Annotated in this window: 18 protein-coding genes; 10 read left to right on the top strand and 8 right to left on the bottom strand. The window is 61.9% G+C overall.

What is annotated here, in order from left to right:
• Positions 1-231 precede the first annotated feature (231 nt).
• Together A3AI_RS0131205 and A3AI_RS0131195 are read left to right on the top strand one after the other, a co-directional pair.
• Positions 232-858 carry a transglutaminase-like cysteine peptidase gene (locus A3AI_RS0131205; RefSeq protein WP_036050132.1) on the top strand — a complete coding sequence of 209 codons (627 nt, stop codon included), beginning with the start codon at positions 232-234 and terminating at the stop codon, positions 856-858.
• A 1,195-nt stretch (positions 859-2,053) separates the two neighbouring features.
• Positions 2,054-2,404, top strand: coding sequence for a P-II family nitrogen regulator (locus tag A3AI_RS0131195; RefSeq protein ID WP_245286992.1), 351 nt, complete (start codon positions 2,054-2,056; stop codon positions 2,402-2,404).
• A 234-nt stretch (positions 2,405-2,638) separates the two neighbouring features.
• On the opposite strand, the gene A3AI_RS48095 is transcribed toward A3AI_RS0131195, so the two are convergent.
• Complete coding sequence (locus A3AI_RS48095; protein WP_156928016.1) at positions 2,639-2,980, bottom strand: hypothetical protein; 342 nt, start codon at positions 2,978-2,980, stop codon at positions 2,639-2,641.
• 898 nt (positions 2,981-3,878) lie between these two features.
• Between A3AI_RS48095 and A3AI_RS0131170 the strand changes: the two genes are divergently transcribed.
• The 3 genes from A3AI_RS0131170 to A3AI_RS0131160 all read left to right on the top strand — a co-directional run bounded on the left by A3AI_RS0131170 (position 3,879) and on the right by A3AI_RS0131160 (position 6,121).
• Positions 3,879-4,070, top strand: coding sequence for a hypothetical protein (locus tag A3AI_RS0131170; RefSeq protein ID WP_024519343.1), 192 nt, complete (start codon positions 3,879-3,881; stop codon positions 4,068-4,070).
• Between the two features lie 271 nt (positions 4,071-4,341).
• Positions 4,342-4,848, top strand: coding sequence for a hypothetical protein (locus A3AI_RS0131165; RefSeq protein ID WP_024519342.1), 507 nt, complete (start codon positions 4,342-4,344; stop codon positions 4,846-4,848).
• Positions 4,849-5,233: 385 nt separating this feature from the next.
• A complete protein-coding gene (locus A3AI_RS0131160; RefSeq protein WP_024519341.1) occupies positions 5,234-6,121 on the top strand; it encodes a dienelactone hydrolase family protein in 888 nt (295 codons plus the stop codon).
• Positions 6,122-6,276: 155 nt separating this feature from the next.
• On the opposite strand, the gene A3AI_RS43715 is transcribed toward A3AI_RS0131160, so the two are convergent.
• A complete protein-coding gene (locus A3AI_RS43715; protein ID WP_502685780.1) occupies positions 6,277-6,771 on the bottom strand; it encodes a hypothetical protein in 495 nt (164 codons plus the stop codon).
• 232 nt (positions 6,772-7,003) lie between these two features.
• On the opposite strand from A3AI_RS43715, the gene A3AI_RS0131150 reads away from it, so the two are divergent.
• The gene (locus tag A3AI_RS0131150; protein ID WP_024519339.1) at positions 7,004-7,234 is read left to right on the top strand and encodes a hypothetical protein; all 231 of its coding nucleotides are present in this window, start codon (positions 7,004-7,006) and stop codon (positions 7,232-7,234) included.
• A 58-nt stretch (positions 7,235-7,292) separates the two neighbouring features.
• Here the strand turns inward: A3AI_RS0131150 and A3AI_RS0131145 are convergent, their stop codons facing one another.
• Both A3AI_RS0131145 and A3AI_RS0131140 read right to left on the bottom strand, forming a co-directional pair.
• Entirely contained in the window at positions 7,293-7,823 is a 531-nt protein-coding gene (locus A3AI_RS0131145; protein WP_024519338.1) for a gamma carbonic anhydrase family protein, read from the bottom strand.
• Between the two features lie 66 nt (positions 7,824-7,889).
• Positions 7,890-8,219 (bottom strand): DUF6949 family protein, encoded by a 330-nt coding sequence (locus A3AI_RS0131140; protein WP_024519337.1) that lies wholly within the window; start codon positions 8,217-8,219, stop codon positions 7,890-7,892.
• 224 nt (positions 8,220-8,443) lie between these two features.
• Here A3AI_RS0131140 and A3AI_RS0131135 point away from each other — a divergent pair, with 224 nt between their 5' ends.
• The 3 genes from A3AI_RS0131135 to A3AI_RS0131125 all read left to right on the top strand — a co-directional run bounded on the left by A3AI_RS0131135 (position 8,444) and on the right by A3AI_RS0131125 (position 10,284).
• Positions 8,444-9,148 (top strand): hypothetical protein, encoded by a 705-nt coding sequence (locus A3AI_RS0131135; protein WP_024519336.1) that lies wholly within the window; start codon positions 8,444-8,446, stop codon positions 9,146-9,148.
• 290 nt (positions 9,149-9,438) lie between these two features.
• Positions 9,439-9,825, top strand: a complete 387-nt coding sequence (locus A3AI_RS0131130; RefSeq protein WP_502685779.1) for a hypothetical protein — start codon at positions 9,439-9,441, stop codon at positions 9,823-9,825.
• Between the two features lie 198 nt (positions 9,826-10,023).
• Positions 10,024-10,284: a GlsB/YeaQ/YmgE family stress response membrane protein gene (locus A3AI_RS0131125; RefSeq protein ID WP_024519334.1), complete on the top strand. Its 261-nt coding sequence runs from the start codon at positions 10,024-10,026 to the stop codon at positions 10,282-10,284.
• Positions 10,285-10,391: 107 nt separating this feature from the next.
• Here the strand turns inward: A3AI_RS0131125 and A3AI_RS0131120 are convergent, their stop codons facing one another.
• Both A3AI_RS0131120 and cysE read right to left on the bottom strand, forming a co-directional pair.
• On the bottom strand, positions 10,392-10,604 hold the full coding sequence (locus A3AI_RS0131120; protein WP_024519333.1) for a DUF3126 family protein: 213 nt from the start codon (positions 10,602-10,604) through the stop codon (positions 10,392-10,394).
• Positions 10,605-10,724: 120 nt separating this feature from the next.
• On the bottom strand, positions 10,725-11,552 hold the full coding sequence (gene cysE / locus A3AI_RS0131115) for a serine O-acetyltransferase (RefSeq protein WP_024519332.1): 828 nt from the start codon (positions 11,550-11,552) through the stop codon (positions 10,725-10,727).
• A gap of 334 nt (positions 11,553-11,886) precedes the next feature.
• Between cysE and A3AI_RS0131110 the strand changes: the two genes are divergently transcribed.
• Positions 11,887-13,215, top strand: coding sequence for a hypothetical protein (locus A3AI_RS0131110; RefSeq protein WP_245286991.1), 1,329 nt, complete (start codon positions 11,887-11,889; stop codon positions 13,213-13,215).
• Here the strand turns inward: A3AI_RS0131110 and A3AI_RS0131105 are convergent.
• Both A3AI_RS0131105 and A3AI_RS0131100 read right to left on the bottom strand, forming a co-directional pair.
• A complete protein-coding gene (locus tag A3AI_RS0131105; protein ID WP_024519330.1) occupies positions 13,201-13,953 on the bottom strand; it encodes an alpha/beta fold hydrolase in 753 nt (250 codons plus the stop codon). The genes A3AI_RS0131110 and A3AI_RS0131105 overlap by 15 nt on opposite strands.
• Positions 13,954-14,034: 81 nt before the next feature.
• Positions 14,035-15,153: a hypothetical protein gene (locus A3AI_RS0131100; RefSeq protein WP_024519329.1), complete on the bottom strand. Its 1,119-nt coding sequence runs from the start codon at positions 15,151-15,153 to the stop codon at positions 14,035-14,037.
• Between the last annotated feature and the right edge of the window lie 80 nt (positions 15,154-15,233).

Here is a 15,233-nt window from a genome sequence, read left to right as displayed (position 1 = left end):
TAACGCGAGGGGCGCGAGTGCCCGGAAACGCTGCAGCGGCGGCGCCTGAGGTGTTAATCGATAAAATTTTACTCAATTGCAGTTATTTCAAATTTTAATCGAATAATATTCAAGTAAAAATCGAAATCTCTCCAGTTTTTACTTTCATTCGTCTCAATTGTACTTGGCCGGCTTAGCCGGGGCGCAAAAACTTTATGCGAAACGTGGTCCCAACAAGAAACGGGGGCCACAATGGACTTCAAGGGACAGGCGAAGGGATTGGCGGTTATCGCCATCCTGATCAGTTTCGGTGCGCAGGCCAAGGCAGGCGACGAGCGCGTGCTCTATGCGAGCCTTGGCGAGACGACGCGGGCGCCGATTGGCTGGGTCGAGTTCTGCGCCGACAACCCGGGCGAATGCCGGAGCGGTCAGAGCGAGCCGCGCGACATCGTGATGTCGCAGACGGCTTGGCGCGATCTTCTGAAGGTCAACCGCTGGGTTAACGAGACGGTCAAGCCGATAACCGACATGGATCATTGGGGCGTGATCGAGAAGTGGTCGTTGCCGACGGACGGCTACGGCGACTGCGAGGATTACGTGCTGTTGAAGCGCAAGATGCTGATCGACGCCGGCTGGCCGCGCGAGGCGCTGTTGATCACCGTGGTGCGCGACAAGAAAGGCGAAGGGCACGCGGTGCTGACGGTGAAGACGGACAAGGGCGAGTTCGTTCTCGACAATCAGAACGAGAATGTCGTGCCCTGGATCGAGACCGGCTACCGCTTCGTGAAGCGCCAGTCGCAAAGCGACCCGAACGTCTGGGTGTCGCTCGGCGACAGCCGGCCTGCGGTGTCGACCGCCAGCGCCCGCGACGGACGTTGAGGCCCGAGAACAGAGATTTGAGGAGTTACGCGACCCGGTCACATCCCCACCCCTCCCCGTCCCAGACCGGTTCGCGCGCGGCCAGGCTTCCCCCAAAAGCCTGGCCGCAACTTTTTGGGCGCCGGCCATCATTGATTCTTCGGGTTTTTTGCATCGAGCGATGTCGCCACGGCGCAGAACGGAGCATGAAACGTGCGGTGCAACACGGGATAGTCCGTGGAATTTGATCCCGGCCTGTTTACGTGTCCGTGCCCATCCACCCAGTCGCTACGCGGTCGGATATTTCACTCTCAACGTGTCGCGCTCAACAGCCACGCTTTTGCCGCGATCTGTTCGCATGCCCGATTCTGTTCATATACCTTACTGGGTAACCGGCGGCCGCACGTTCACAATATGTTCTGGAACATCTATATCTTTGTGGTTGGAGCGGAATCGAAAGGGGCCGCGTCGCCACGGCCCCTCGCCGGTGAAAATTTATTCGGAATGAAACACCACGCCCGGCAAAAGGAACCTTAAGGCCTGTGGATAACTCTGTGGATTCCGGAGAATCACGGTGTCCCCCACAAAAAGCGGCTAAAGCCGCTGGCGGCCCGGCACACAGCCCCCGCCGAAGGTGTGCCGGGCCTAGCCAGTGCGCTGATTCACCAGCCAATATCAATAATGGCAAAAATGCGACCGACTGGAAATGGCACGGCTGCAACACATTCAAACTTTCGACGAACCAGCGAAAAAAAATGCTAGCGTGGGCTGCTGGACTAGGAGCGATGCCGGTGCTCCCTGACCGCTGACGAAGAGCGCGATGTTTGGATGCGGCGCAGTGGGACGAAGCGAACGCCCTGCAACGCTCGCGACCTGATGAGGCCCTCACTATCGTTGGATCGTTGGGCGAGGCGGTGCAAAATCAGACAACATCGGCCCGCATGAAATCCGTCGAGCCCGCCCTTCGCCGATCCCGCGTCGCCGAAGTTGACGAGGTCCGCGAGATGCCGGACGGCTTGTGGTCGACGACGGCTAGGCCGGCGTACCAATTACCGCCCGATGGCCGCTCTCTGGAAAAGCGGACGTGTTTTGTGATCCGGGGCATGCACGCAAACCCGCACGTGTGAACAGATGTTACAGAAGGCAACACCGGATCACCTCGCATTCCCATCGTAACTCTGCAAAACTTCGACGAACCGAGTTGCTGAGGCGAACCATGAACCAACCTATGAAGCTTGTTACAGCGCGTGTCAGGCCGCACAAGATCGATGATGTGGTAGCCGCGCTGGCCTCCATCGGGATGCGCGATGTGTCTGTGACTGAAAACCGCGACTATAGTCAGAAGGGAGACAGGCAAATATATCGTGGCATGGAGTTCACGCCGTGTTTTCTGTCCATGATGAAAGTAGAGGTCATCGTCCCGGAAGATCGCGTCAGGACCATCGTCGACCTCATCGGCAGCGCGGCGCAAACCGGTCAGCGCGGCGACGGAAAGATCGTCGTTTCGGGCATCGAACTTGAAGTGAACCCCAATCCAGCGGTGGCACCGACTCGCTTGGCCCTTTAGCGGCTCGACCCGCCGATCCATGAGACATTTTGGGCCCGCCAGTTAGCTGGGCGCCGGAACAGCCAAGACCACCGCGTGCTGGCGCGCCGGCCGAAGTGGGCCGGTCCGCCGACGTGCCGAAGAGCGGAAACTCCGCCACGTCCGGCCGGTCACCGCCCAACGCGTCCGGGTGGTGACCGGCCGGTCGCCGACTGGAATCGATATCGCCGCGAACCCGGTCACTACGTCCAGTCATTACATCAGGACAATCGCAACAGCCAAAGCTGCGAGCCCAAGGATCACCGAGCCAATAAAGCAGCGTTCGACCCTATCCATGGCCATTCTTTCAGCAGGCCGCCCCTTCGCTCGAACGTTCAGAAATGCGCTCGGTTCCCATCCGGGATCGCAGTCAAGCCCCTTATTTCCGAACCACGAACCGGTCGTTTTGAATGAACGACAAATGAACAAAGCAAGCCGAACTCTGTTTACTCCGCAATGGAAGACGATCTCAAAATCCGCATGGAACGCGCGCTTGTCGCGATCACGCTGAGCACAGCCACGCTCGTTCTGAGCATTGGCCTGCTCGTGTTCCAGCATGGCGCGGAGGCCTCTGCGATCATATCGGTCCCGTGACGGCCCGCTTCCCGAACCCAACCGTCGCTTGCTGAAATTATCGAGCCGTGCACGCCGTGCATGCCGAGGCTTGATCGAGATCAAAGCGCAGCTTGCGGGCGAGAAGATAGTCGGGCCATGAGGGACAATTGGTGGTTCATTGTTGCTTTGACCGGGCTCGCCTTCGTGCTGGGAGTAGAGCTTCTGCTGGCCCTTGATTAAAGCGCGATGAGATTTTGTTGAATCGTCGTCGCCGCTTTAGGTTTTTGATCGAGCATGGTCTTTTCGGAAAACCGCGGCACACTTTTCCGGACCACGCTTTAGCGTCCCGGCGCGTCGTCCGACGCAGATCGAGTCCGGCGTGGCCCATGGCGGCTGCCTCCGCAAACATCCGTAGTTTTATTGAACAGAGCATCTCGCCATATTGCTGGCCATGGCCCGCCACATCCTCCTCAAGTGTCCAAGCACCGGAATGCAGGTCCAGCACTGGCTAGCAGACGATCCGGAGGAGGCGCCGAACTCATACCGACAGGTTGCCTGCCCGGCTTGCGCCCGGATTCACTTCGTCAACCCGGAAACCGGGAAGCTACTCGGCGAGAAATAAGCGGCTAGGTCCGCGGTAGCCAGCGTTGTGGTCAACAAGCAACGTTAATGTTGTTCCACCGCGCGGAACTGCATTTTGTGACTCCACAAACCCCGGCATCCGGGCCACGCTGAGACCGGCACCGGGGCAGGGGTATATTGCATTTCGGTAAGCGATTTTCCCGGGAGGAGCCGCTGAGCTCATCGGCGGCTCCTTTTTTGCTGCGCTGTGCAGGCTGCGGTTCAGAACATTCCGCCACAGCAGCGTTTTCAGAAAACGTGTCGATTGCGAGTGTTATCCATGGCTATTCAAGATCTGAGTGATGAGAGCGTCCTGAAGTTCTACGAGAACATCCGCCAGCAAGTGTCGGCGGACATGCAGGCCGGCGGCAAGCACCGCCTGCTGGGCGAAACGGCGAGGCAGCAGGCGCAGCGGTTGGGTGACGAATTGGACCGCCGGCGACTGAGGTTCACGCCGATCGATTGGCGCTGATTGCCGGTTGGTCGCGGCGGCGTCAGGCTCCGGGGGTGATCCTGGACTTGCGCGTTCGGGAGGCCGCCAGGCACGAGGCTGCGACCCGCCAGGAAAACCACCCAATACCCCTCCCCGCACTCTCCGGGGCTCGGCAGCCTCCTTTTTGTCGGATTTCCACCGCAAACACCAATTTTGCGCCGGCGTGAGCCCTCCGCGCTTTGAATTGGTGGCTGCCGTTATCCGGCGCGGTTTGTTGCGAAGCGTACTTTTGCCTGGGACTTGCAATCCGATGACGCAGTTGACGCGCGAAAACTCTGGGCAAGACCTGTCTCGGATCGGGACCCAGCCGATTGCACTGGCGGCCGCCACACTTCTAGTCATCCTGGGGGCGGTCGCTTCGATCGCGCTCTGGCGCGCTTACACAGGGACCTCCCCAGAGCTGGACCGCTCGGCAGTCGCCCGCCAGCTCCAGGCCCGGGCGGCGCAAGCGTCCGAACAGCTGGTCGAGAAGACCAGGGGGCTCGAAGTCAGCCAGCAGGAATCGATCGACCAGCTGCAGATGATGCAGGACCAGTTGCAGCAGGTGCGCAAGCAGCTCGCAGCCCAACAGGCCGACTCCAAGCGCCTGTCCGAGCAGATCACTTCGCTGACCGAGGCCATCAGCGGGTTGCGGGAGTCCTTCGCCAGCGCCCAGAGTTCGGAGCCGTCGAGCCCTGCGCCCTCCCATCACCGGGCGCTCCGCGCCAGGGCCCACGCCTCCAGAGCGAGCCGCGGCTCGGGCAAATCGCGGGGTTGAACGGATCCTGATTGGGCGTAGGCCCCGTCCCCGTCGGGGCGACATCGAGCCGCAATTTTCCGCTGGGGATGTGAAATAGCTCACACTCGCCCGTGAAAAACCGGGGCATGTTCCAATGCACCGGAAGGCGTGAGCCAATTTCAATTCCGGGGCTGGCAAGGTCGTCGGTGGCATACTACGCCGACGGCCTTGTTTATTTATTCCCCCTCCTCGGACGTTTTTTTAGACTCGCCTCGCAGGCTGGTGACTTGCGTTTCACCGACGCATGCTCGTGAATGCGCGGGGCCTGGGACGAGCGACGACAGCGGCGCGCGCCTTAGGCTTTAATTGCGCATACGGCCGGCCTTAAGGCAGCGCGCGCCGGATCAGCGGGAGGGACAGACTGATGAATGCCGAAACCACCGTGACATCCGATGTGATCGGACTGACAAAGCCCGCCCCGGTCTCGCGCCGTGGCTTCATGACCGCCTCTGCCGCGCTGGCCGCGGGCTACACGCTCGCCACCGGCCCCGTTCGCGCCGACGTCATCAAGACCGACACCACGGGCCTCGATGCCGGCGACACCAAGATCAAGGTCAGTGACGGCGAGATGCCGGGCTACTACGCCCGCCCTGCGGGCGTGAGCAATCCGCCGGTCATCCTCGTGGCCATGGAGATTTTCGGCCTGCACGAATACATCAAGGACGTGACACGGCGGCTTGCCAAGCTCGGCGCCTTTGCGGTCGCGCCCGACTACTACTTCCGCAAGGGCGTCGATCTTACCAAGATCACCGACATCAAGGACCTGCTCCCGATCGTCAACTCCAAGCCCGATGCCGAGCTGTTATCCGATTTCGACGCGACCGTTGCCTGGGCCAAGGCGCAGGGCGGCGACACCACGCGGCTCGGCATTATCGGCTTCTGCCGCGGCGGCCGCACGGTGTGGGAATATGCCGCGCATAACGGTGCGCTGAAGGCCGGCGTCGCCTTCTACGGCCCGCCGGTCGACCCGCCCAATCCGCTGTGGCCGAAGAGCCCGCTGCAGCTTGCACCCGAGATGAAGGCTCCGGTGCTGGGCCTCTATGGCGAGGCCGATACTGGCATTCCAGTCGCGCAGGTCGAGCAGATGAAAGAGGCGCTCGCGGCCAACAAGAAGACGGCCGAATTCAAGATCTATCCCGGCGCGCCCCACGGCTTCCATGCCGATTACCGCACGAGCTACCGCAAGGAAGCCGCGGAAGATGCCTGGAAGCAGATGCAAGCCTGGTTCAAGAAACACGGCGTGCTGAGCTAGAAATCACAAGAGGTGCCGGCCTAAAGCGCGATGAGATTTGGTTGAATCGTCATCGCGCTTTAGGTCTTTGATTGAGCATGATCTTTTCGGAAAACCGCTACACACTTTTCCGGATCATGCTTTAGCGGCGTTTCCCGCCGCTCGCCGGGCAATCCCTAGTCGCAGACGTGAACGATGCGGTAGCTCCAACCATGGCGCGTGTGAACGCGGTGATGGACGATCATGCAGCCGCCGCCGTAACCGCCGTCGTCGTAGTAGCCCGCAGCGGGATAGTCATCATCGTAATACGGGTAGTAACCGCCGTAGGAATAGGGCCCGTAAAGCCCCCAGCCCAACCCGGCGCCGACGGCAAGACCGCGCCGGAAGCCATAGCCACGGTGGAAGCCGCCCAACCCGCCGTGAAAACCGCCGCCATGAAAACCGCCGAAGCCGCCGTGGAACCCACTGCCACCGAAGCCACCGTGGAAGCCACCGCCACCGAAGCCACCGTGGAAGCCGCCGCCACCGAAGCCGCCGTGAAAGCCACCGCCGCCGAAGCCGCCATGGCCACCAAACCCGCCGCCGCCGCGCGCTGAGGCGGCCTGTGGTGCGACAATCCCGATCGAGGCCACAGCGGCCAACGCGATCATCGCCCTTCGCAACTTACTCACACTCATTCTCCTGCGTAGGTCGCGCCCCAAGCATGTCCGAGCGCGCGATCCCGAAACGCTGGATCACACTCTATGCAAGACCTGGAGCGCGACGATTATTTAATCCACCCCTACTGGAACCTAAGGCGCGACCGATTGGAATCCAGACGCGGGGCTTGCCTGAGCGGCTTGACGTTCCTCAATTCTTCGTGCCCCCATGGCCGGCCCGCAGCAGGCTTCACTAGGGCTAGGCATGCGCAAACTGATCGAATTCGACGACGATACGTTCGACAAGCTCAAGCAATTGGCGCGCGACCGCACCGGAACGCTGCAGGAGCTCGCAGACGAAGCCTTCGCCGACCTCTTGAAGAAGCACGGCATTCCCATCGATCTGAGAGATGCGCTGCGCAAGAGCGCGAAGCTGGATGCGACGGCGAAATCGGATGCGCGGCCGAAGCCGCCAAAGAAGCGGCGCGCGCTTTAGGTCTTTGATTGAGCATGATCTATTCGGAAAACCGCTACACACTTTTCCGGATCATGCTTTAGCCGATCCGCCTCAGGCCCTTCTTGTAGCGCCCGCCATTGGCGAGATAGAACTTTGCCGCGCTGCCCATCCGCTCCGCTTGCGCCGGGTCGAGCGTCCTCATGACGCGCGCGGGCGCGCCGATGATCAGCGAGTATTCGGGAAATTCCTTGCCCTCGGTGACGACGGCGCCGGCCCCGATGATGCTGCCGCGCCGGATCTTCGCGCCGTTCATCACGATCGAGCCCATGCCGACCAGCGCCCCCTCCTCCAGCGTGCAGCCGTGCAGGATGACATTGTGACCGATGGTGCAGCTCTTGCCGATGGCCAGGGGAAAGCCGAGATCGGTGTGGCAGGTCGAATTGTCCTGGACGTTGGCGCCTTCGCCGACCTCGATCCACTCATTATCGCCGCGCAGCACGGCACCGAACCAGACGCTCGCGCCCTTCTTCAGGCGCACCTTGCCGATCACGGTCGCGGTTTCCGCAATGAAGTAGTCGCCGTCCGCCGGAAGGTCGGGTGCCTGCCCGTCGAGCTCGTAAATCGCCATCAAATTCTCCTCATCTCGAGGAGAGCTTGGCACAAGCAAAAGCGGGTTTTCAAGCGATGCGGCTGGTCAAGCCAACAGCCCCGCGGCGCGCAGCGTCATCAGGAAGAAGGTTCCGGACATCATGCTCCAGAAGCCTGCGATGACGGTTGCCATCATGACAAACTCGAAACGGCGGCGCTCGACCTGTACGCCGAGCAGCGTGTTGCGCATGATGATGAAGGGCGCCGCGAAGACCAGGAACGGCACGGCCGCAAAGCGCCGTGGCGTCACCCCCTCCTGCAGGAGCCCGAAGCCCGCCTGCCGCTCGGTAAGGAACTGGTAGCCACTGGCGAGCATGCCGGCCAGGGCAAAACCGATGCAGAGGGAAAACAGGGAATTGAACGCTTCCGGCGACATTGAACGCATAACCCCAAGAACGCCACGACGAACCACCCGCCAAGTTTTGGCAAAATCGCGGGCGGCCCGCCACAACATCCTTAAGAAAAGGTTAACGTCAAGGGGCGGCCATGCAGCCGGAGCGGCCGGCAGCACCGCCGCTGATAGGGCGAAACATTCCCGGAATGCCGCAATCGCGTGGCATAGTCGCCGCTGATTCGCTTCACTTGACGATCTTGTCGCTCATGACGGTGTTTACGACCACTCTCTCCAGCGTGCGTGTCTGGCGCAGAACGAGCCATCTCGTTCCGATCATCGCAGGCATCGGCCTCGGGCTGGCCGCGATTGCGCTCGTCGCCTATCTGTTGTGGCCGACTTGGAGAACCGAGGGCGTAGCCGACCCGGAACAGCTGCCGGTCAGCGTTGGCGGAACCCTGTTCAACGTACCGACTGAAGCGGTGCGGATGAAGATCCAGCGTCACTCCGGGCTGCAGGAACGGATCGACCTCGCCTTCAACTATCCCTCGCTCGAGCCGCCGGCAGCACCGAAGCACGTCACCGCGGACATGGTTGAAGAGGCAATCCAGCCGGTCGACCGCATCTTCCTGTCGATCGCGGCCCATCATGACGCGCTCTCCCCCGACACCAGGGTGCGCACGATCTATCCACGCTATCTCGCTGACACCACAACGCCACTCGAAAATGGCCTGACCATGCGCGCCTTTCGCGAGGGCACGCCCTATGCCGGCGAGGACCTGTTCTCTGCCGCGACGCCGCTCCTGAACGCCCGCTGCATGCGCGATGCGACGACGCCCGGAATGTGCCTGAGCGAGCGGCGCATCGGCGGCGCCGATCTCACCTTCCGATTTCCACGCAGCTGGCTTGCGCAATGGCGCGAGGTTGCGGACGCGATGGACCAGCTCACCATGCAGCTCTATGGCGCTCATTAGGACATTTGCTTGTAAGTCCGTGTGACGATGACTTTCCGCTGCTGCATTGCGGTTACCGGCAAATGGCCTGGCTTGGATCGGCCCGCCTTATGACCTCGGTCGCTCGATCCGCCTGAAATGGACGCGGCGCGGAGCCATGGCTTCACCGTGCCGCCTATCCCCAGATAGGTCTGAACTACTGCCATATCGAGCGCGTTATTTTCTTTGATCTTTCTCAAGGGAACCCATTGGCGGGTGTGCCCTTCTTACGACGGGGGACGAGGCAGTATTGGAGAAAAATGATGAGGCGTTTGAGAAAACTTGCAATCGCAGCTTCGACTGTCGCGTTTGCTGCGCTGTTCACCGTTGGCTGGTCTGCGCAGCGCGGCGTTTCGCTGTCAGTCGAGAGTGCCCAGGCTAGACGGCTCTTGGTTACCCCGTACTATCATCCCTTCAATCCCTACATAGCCGACCAGTCTGGTCTCTCTTGGTACGCGGTACGGGCCTACTATGCCGGCGGCCCCTGGTGTTCAGTCGGCGGCTTCGGCGGCGCTGGATACAGCACCGTCGGCGGCTGGGGTAACAATAACTGGACCTGCTACAGCGGCTGGGCTGACTATGCGCAGCGCAACGGCATTGGCTGCACACCGGGCAGCCTGGTCAAGGGCGGCGATGGCATCATGTACGTTTGCCAGTAGGCACGCGAGCGACCAAGAGGCGGCCCAAAACGGCCGCCTCTTTCAATTTGAGAACCTGAAGCCGGATGAAACGTCCCTCAATCCCGCGCGGTGGCAGCGCGTCGGGGACGTTACGGCATCTTGATCTGGATCAAGTGGCCCGCGAAGGCAACGATGCCACCAATGATGCGGGTGGGCGACATACGAGGAGATCAGCAGATGGGCATCTTGAGCTGGATTATACTCGGGGTTATCGCAGGGTTTATCGGAAGCAAGATTGTGGACAAACAGGGCCAGGGGTTCTGGCTCAACATGGGTCTTGGCATTATAGGTGCCATTGTCGGCGGATATCTGTTCAGCCTGTTCGGAAAAGAAGGCGTATCAGGCCTGAACCTCTACAGCATGCTCGTCGCCATCGTCGGCGCGGTGGTCGTGCTGCTGGTCTACAACCTGCTGACAGGTCGTCAACGCCCGGTTTGACTTGATCGGGCCGTTTGCCGAGTCGCTGCTCGACTATCGTGCCCCGCACTGTTGCGTGACGGGGTCTGCACTCCCGTCGCGCCCGCACAGCCGATCCTGACCCCGTGCTACTCGACGAGGTCGTCCTCGAGGATCGCCATCTGGAACTGGAACGAGCGATCGTCGTCCTCGTCGTCGACGAACAGCACGCCGATGAACTCCTCGCCGATATAGACCTCGGCGGAGTCATCCTTCTTCGGCCGCGGCACAACCCTGATCTTGGGATTGCCAAACACGCGCTTGAGATAGGCGTCTAGCTTTCTGATTTCTTGAACGTCCACGGCAGTCTCCAATCCGATCTTTGGAATTTTCCGGGCGGCTTTTAGGACGAGACAACGCGAACCGCCAGCCTTATCCGGCAGAAAAAACCTGCCGGATCACGCTTGCAAACATGATTAGAATTAAAGTCCGAGTGCGTTGATCATCTGATCCATGGTGCGCGACGGCTCGGCACAGCCGGCCTCGCCGATGATCTTGGCGGGCACGCCCGCGACGGTGACGTTGTGCGGCACCGGCTTGACCACCACCGAACCCGCGGCAATACGCGCGCAATGGCCGATCTCGATGTTGCCGAGGATCTTGGCGCCTGCCCCGATCATTACGCCATGACGGATCTTGGGATGGCGGTCCTCGTTCTCCTTGCCGGTGCCACCGAGGGTAACGCCGTGCAGGATGGAAACATCGTCGTCGATGACCGCCGTCTCGCCGCAGACGAAACCGGTGGCATGATCAAGGAAGATGCCGCGGCCGATCCGCGCGGCGGGATTGATGTCGGTCTGGAATACGGCAGAGGTTCGGCTCTGCAGATAATAGGCAAAATCCTTGCGGCCCTTCTTGAACAGCCAGTGCGCAAGACGATGGGCCTGCAGCGCGTGGAAGCCCTTGAAATAAAGCAAGGGATCTATGAAGCGCGAAGTCGCGGGATCGCGATCATAGACCGCAACGAGGTCGGCACGGAAGGCATTGCCGATGTCCGGTTCGTCGCGCAGCGCCTCGTCATAGGTCTGGCGGATCAGGTCGCCCGAAATCGCCGAATGGTCGAGACGATCGGCGAGCCGATGCACGATCGAATCTTCCAGCCGGTCGTGGTGCAGCACGGTCGAGAAGATAAAGGTGGCGAGTTCCGGCTCGCGGTGGATGATGTCCTCGGCCTCGTTGCGAATCCGGCTCCAAATCGGATCCAGCGCCGCCAGTCGCCCAACCTGCGGATTGGCATGGTGCATTGCCATGGATGACCCTCACAAATCTCAAGCCGTCTCGCGGCTTCGAATATACCATGCCCCCAAGACGGAGTCCTGACGGCCGCCCCAGAAAGATGAATGGCAGCTTCCAGCTTCCGGCGCGCGCCAGAAGCCTGAAACGGCCATCTTCCGGCCTGGGGAAATCGTCCCAAGCCAAGGAACCCGACGACGGGGTTGTTCCAACTTGGTCAGCCTTTTTGCGAAATCAAGGCTGCCGGTTGCGACTATTGGGGAATTTCAGCCGTGCCGTGGTTCCCGGCATGGTGGGTCAAACGACGGGAGGCTGATCATCAATACGAGGGTTTTGCGCGCGCGCCTGGCTGTGACAGGCGCGGTCTGGACGGCTGCGGTCCTTATTCCCCTCTTCCTGGTCGCGCCCGCGATCTGGAACGGCTATCCCCTCCTGCAATGGGACACCGGCGGCTATCTGGCGCGCTGGTACGAGGGCTATCTGGTGCCGAGCCGATCCACCGTGTTCGGCCTCTACCTGCATATGGGTGAGGCCTCCGGCTTCTGGCTCAATCTCGCCATCCAGGCGCTCGCGACGTTCTGGATCCTGCAATTGACCTTGCGCGTGTTCGGTCTCGTGCACCCGGTTCGCCTGCTCATCATCGGCCTCTCGCTGATCCTGACCACGGCCCTGCCGTGGCTTTCGAGCATGCTGCTCACCGACATCTTCGCCGGCCTGTCGGTGCTGGCGCTTTTCATTCTGGTTGCGAAGGGCGACAGGGTCTCTGCCCTGGAGAAGGTCCTGCTGGTCGTTCTGACCGCCTTTTCGGCGGCCACCCACAGCGCAACGCTCGGCGTGCTGTTCGGGCTCACGCTGCTCGGACTGCTCGCAAGGCCTTGGCTGCGCGAGCGCATCGCGCTGATGGGACTCGCGCAAGGCGCGCTGTCGCTTGTTGCCGGCGCCTTGATGCTGCTTTCGACGAATTATGCGCTGTCGGGGCAATGGGCATGGACGCCGGGCGGCTACGGGGTCGCCTTCGGACGAATGATGCAGGACGGCATCGTCGCCCGGTTCTTGAACGACCATTGCGGGCGCGAGAATTTCAAGCTCTGTCCCTATCGCAATGAGCTGCCCGCGACCGCGGACCAGTTCCTGTGGGGCCACAGCATGTTCGACGATCTCGGCCGCTTTGCCGGGATGGACGACGAGATGGGCTATATCGTCGTTCACGCGCTGAAGGACTATCCGCTCTGGCAGGCGGAGGCCGCGTTGAAGGCGACCGCGGAACAGCTCGTGGATATCGCCACCGGCGAAGGCTGCACGGAATGGCTCGGCCATACCTACGGCATCATCGAGCGCTACATCCCCTTGCAAGCAAAGCCGATGCGCGCAGCGCGCCAGCAGCGCAAGGAGATCAACTTCACGGCCGTCAACTGGCTGCACGTGCCGGTGGCGCTCGCATCGATGCTCGCGGTCCTCGCACTGCTTGCCTTCGGCCTCTGGCGCCGGCGGCTTGACGATGTCGCGCTGCTTTCGGCGACCGTGTGCTTCACCCTGCTCGGCAATGCCATGATCTGCGGCATCCTCTCGGGCCCGCACGACCGCTATGGCGCGCGCCTGGTGTGGATTGCGACCTTCGCCGCGCTGATTGCAGCCTCGCGTTTCCTTGACGACGAGGCGGACGACTTACGCGCGGCGTGACAAAAAATCCACCACGCCGGTCTTGTAGACCTTGTCGCCGACCGCACGCATATGGTCGCGGTTGGGAATGTCGAGCACCTCGGCACCGCCAATGAGTTCGCCGAGCCCGTGCGCCGAGCCCGCGACCTCGTCGGTGGTGCCGACCGCGATCAGGACCGGCACGTTGATGCCGGCGACCTGCTCCCGGCTCATCAGCCCGCGCGAGCCGCGCAGGCAGGCGGCCAGCGCCCGCCGGTCGGACCGGGTCTGATCGGCAAAGGCGCGAAACGTTCGTCCGACGGGATCACTGACCGCCTCAAGCGAGGGCGCCTCCAGTGCCACGACCACATTCTCGCCCGGGCCGCCGCCGTCGACCATGGCCATGCCGATGCCGCCGAGGATCGCCGAGCGCAGCCGTTCCGGCCTGGTCGATCCGAGCCAGGCCGTCATCCGCGCGCCGAGCGAATAGCCCATGACATCGGCGCGCGGGATATCAAGATGATCCATCAACGCGACCACGTCGCTTGCCATCATCGGAATGCTGTACTGCGCGGGATCGTAAAGCTTTGCCGACTCGCCATGGCCACGATTGTCCAGCGCAATGACGCGGCGGCCGTTCTTGCGCAAATCCGAGACCCAGGTCGGATAGACCCAGTTGACGTTCTTGCTCGAGGCAAAGCCGTGCACCAGCAGAATGGGATCGCCCTCGCCTTCATCGAGATAGGCAATTTCGACGGCGCCGTTGTCGAAGCTCGGCATCGATCATTCCATTCTTTGTGACGGCATTAGCCCCCAGTCTAGCGGCTATCGCCAGGGCTTGTTTAGCCCTTTGGCCGATGTTCAGCCTTGAGCGACGGTCGTGGCTGCCAGCTGTTTGTGCAGCCGCCGCGCCTTGTTCCGGGTTAGCCAGGCTTGCGCTGCACGTTCGGTCACCGATTTGACCGAGGAGAGGAACCCAAACAGCGCGAGCAGCGCGCTGAACAGCCAGAGCGTGAGTTCGAACGCACCGCTTGCGAGTAGCAGCGCGCCGCGGCCGAGGATTTTCAGGATCGCCCGCGTGCGGCCGCCTTCGGCCTGCGCAAGCCGCGCAGCCCGCGCGACGTCCTGCGGGTCCTCGGCGATTTTGAGTGCATCGAACCCACCGCGCGTGCCCGCCCTTTCGGTCACGCGTCCGACATCCTTGGCGAGCCGCACCAGGTCGTCCGCCTTCTCCGCGTGAAAGGCGGCACGGATGGCAGTTGCAGTTTTGCCCGGCCGCCACACCGAGCCGGTGGCCACCGCCTGCTCCAGCGCCGGCGCATCGACGATCTCGCGCGCCGAGCGCCCGGCCCATGCCGCAAGTCCCTCGCCGAGCCGCCCGACCTTGCGCGCATCCTTGACCAGCGAGAGCCCGGCCCGCAGCGGCGAGGCACCACCGACTGAGACATAGGCCGCCGCGGTGACTGCCAGCCCGGCGGCGGCCAGCGACAGCACCAGCCGGTCGGTCTCCTCACCCATCGCCAGGTGCTTGCCCTCGCGCAGAACGTCGCGCACATCGCCGATGACGAAGAGGTCGCCGGCGACGGTGCCCGAGAGGCTCGCCACATCATCGGCCTGCCCGGTGACAAGCCCGCTGGCAAATCGCTTCGCGAGATGCGAGGTGGAATTTTCTTCTGTAACCGCATCAGTCACGCGACGGATCGTGTCGTCGGAGAGCGGAATCCGCTTCTCCTGTGCCAGCGCGACAAAGCTGTCGGCAAGATCCGCATCCCCCGCCGCTATAGCCGCGTCGATATTCCGACCGATCACACCGGGGTCATTGCGCAGGACAGACTCGAGCCGGATGTCCGCAAGATGCGGAGGATCGTTCTGCGCCGTCAAAATCGCGCCGGCCTCGCGTGCATGCGGCCACAGCGTAACACCCAGCACCGCGCTGAGCGTCACGCATAGCAAAGACAAACCGAGACTTGCTGCCTTCATCAAAAACCCGCGCTTTTCGCGTAGCTGCTTAAATGGTGTGCCGTATTTGCGACACAACGGCCCCGACGAAAGAAGGGCTT

It is taken from the genome of Bradyrhizobium sp. Tv2a-2 (assembly GCF_000472425.1).
GTDB lineage: Bacteria > Pseudomonadota > Alphaproteobacteria > Rhizobiales > Xanthobacteraceae > Bradyrhizobium.
Note: the sequence above shows the minus strand (reverse complement) of the source record. Positions and strands in the feature narration are given on the sequence as shown.

Bases quoted from the DNA above. Each gene is read 5' to 3' on its own strand.
- A3AI_RS0131140 (WP_024519337.1), bottom strand. From the start codon at position 8,219: ATGTCGCCGGAAGCGTTCAATTCCCTGTTTTCCCTCTGCATCGGTTTT.
- A3AI_RS0131205 (WP_036050132.1), top strand. From the start codon at position 232: ATGGACTTCAAGGGACAGGCGAAGGGATTGGCGGTTATCGCCATCCTG.
- A3AI_RS0131165 (WP_024519342.1), top strand. From the start codon at position 4,342: ATGACGCAGTTGACGCGCGAAAACTCTGGGCAAGACCTGTCTCGGATC.
- A3AI_RS0131195 (WP_245286992.1), top strand. From the start codon at position 2,054: ATGAACCAACCTATGAAGCTTGTTACAGCGCGTGTCAGGCCGCACAAG.
- A3AI_RS0131105 (WP_024519330.1), bottom strand. From the start codon at position 13,953: ATGCCGAGCTTCGACAACGGCGCCGTCGAAATTGCCTATCTCGATGAA.
- A3AI_RS0131100 (WP_024519329.1), bottom strand. From the start codon at position 15,153: ATGAAGGCAGCAAGTCTCGGTTTGTCTTTGCTATGCGTGACGCTCAGC.
- A3AI_RS0131160 (WP_024519341.1), top strand. From the start codon at position 5,234: ATGAATGCCGAAACCACCGTGACATCCGATGTGATCGGACTGACAAAG.
- A3AI_RS0131150 (WP_024519339.1), top strand. From the start codon at position 7,004: ATGCGCAAACTGATCGAATTCGACGACGATACGTTCGACAAGCTCAAG.
- A3AI_RS0131125 (WP_024519334.1), top strand. From the start codon at position 10,024: ATGGGCATCTTGAGCTGGATTATACTCGGGGTTATCGCAGGGTTTATC.
- cysE (WP_024519332.1), bottom strand. From the start codon at position 11,552: ATGGCAATGCACCATGCCAATCCGCAGGTTGGGCGACTGGCGGCGCTG.
- A3AI_RS0131170 (WP_024519343.1), top strand. From the start codon at position 3,879: ATGGCTATTCAAGATCTGAGTGATGAGAGCGTCCTGAAGTTCTACGAG.
- A3AI_RS48095 (WP_156928016.1), bottom strand. From the start codon at position 2,980: ATGCTGGAACACGAGCAGGCCAATGCTCAGAACGAGCGTGGCTGTGCT.
- A3AI_RS0131135 (WP_024519336.1), top strand. From the start codon at position 8,444: ATGACGGTGTTTACGACCACTCTCTCCAGCGTGCGTGTCTGGCGCAGA.
- A3AI_RS0131145 (WP_024519338.1), bottom strand. From the start codon at position 7,823: ATGGCGATTTACGAGCTCGACGGGCAGGCACCCGACCTTCCGGCGGAC.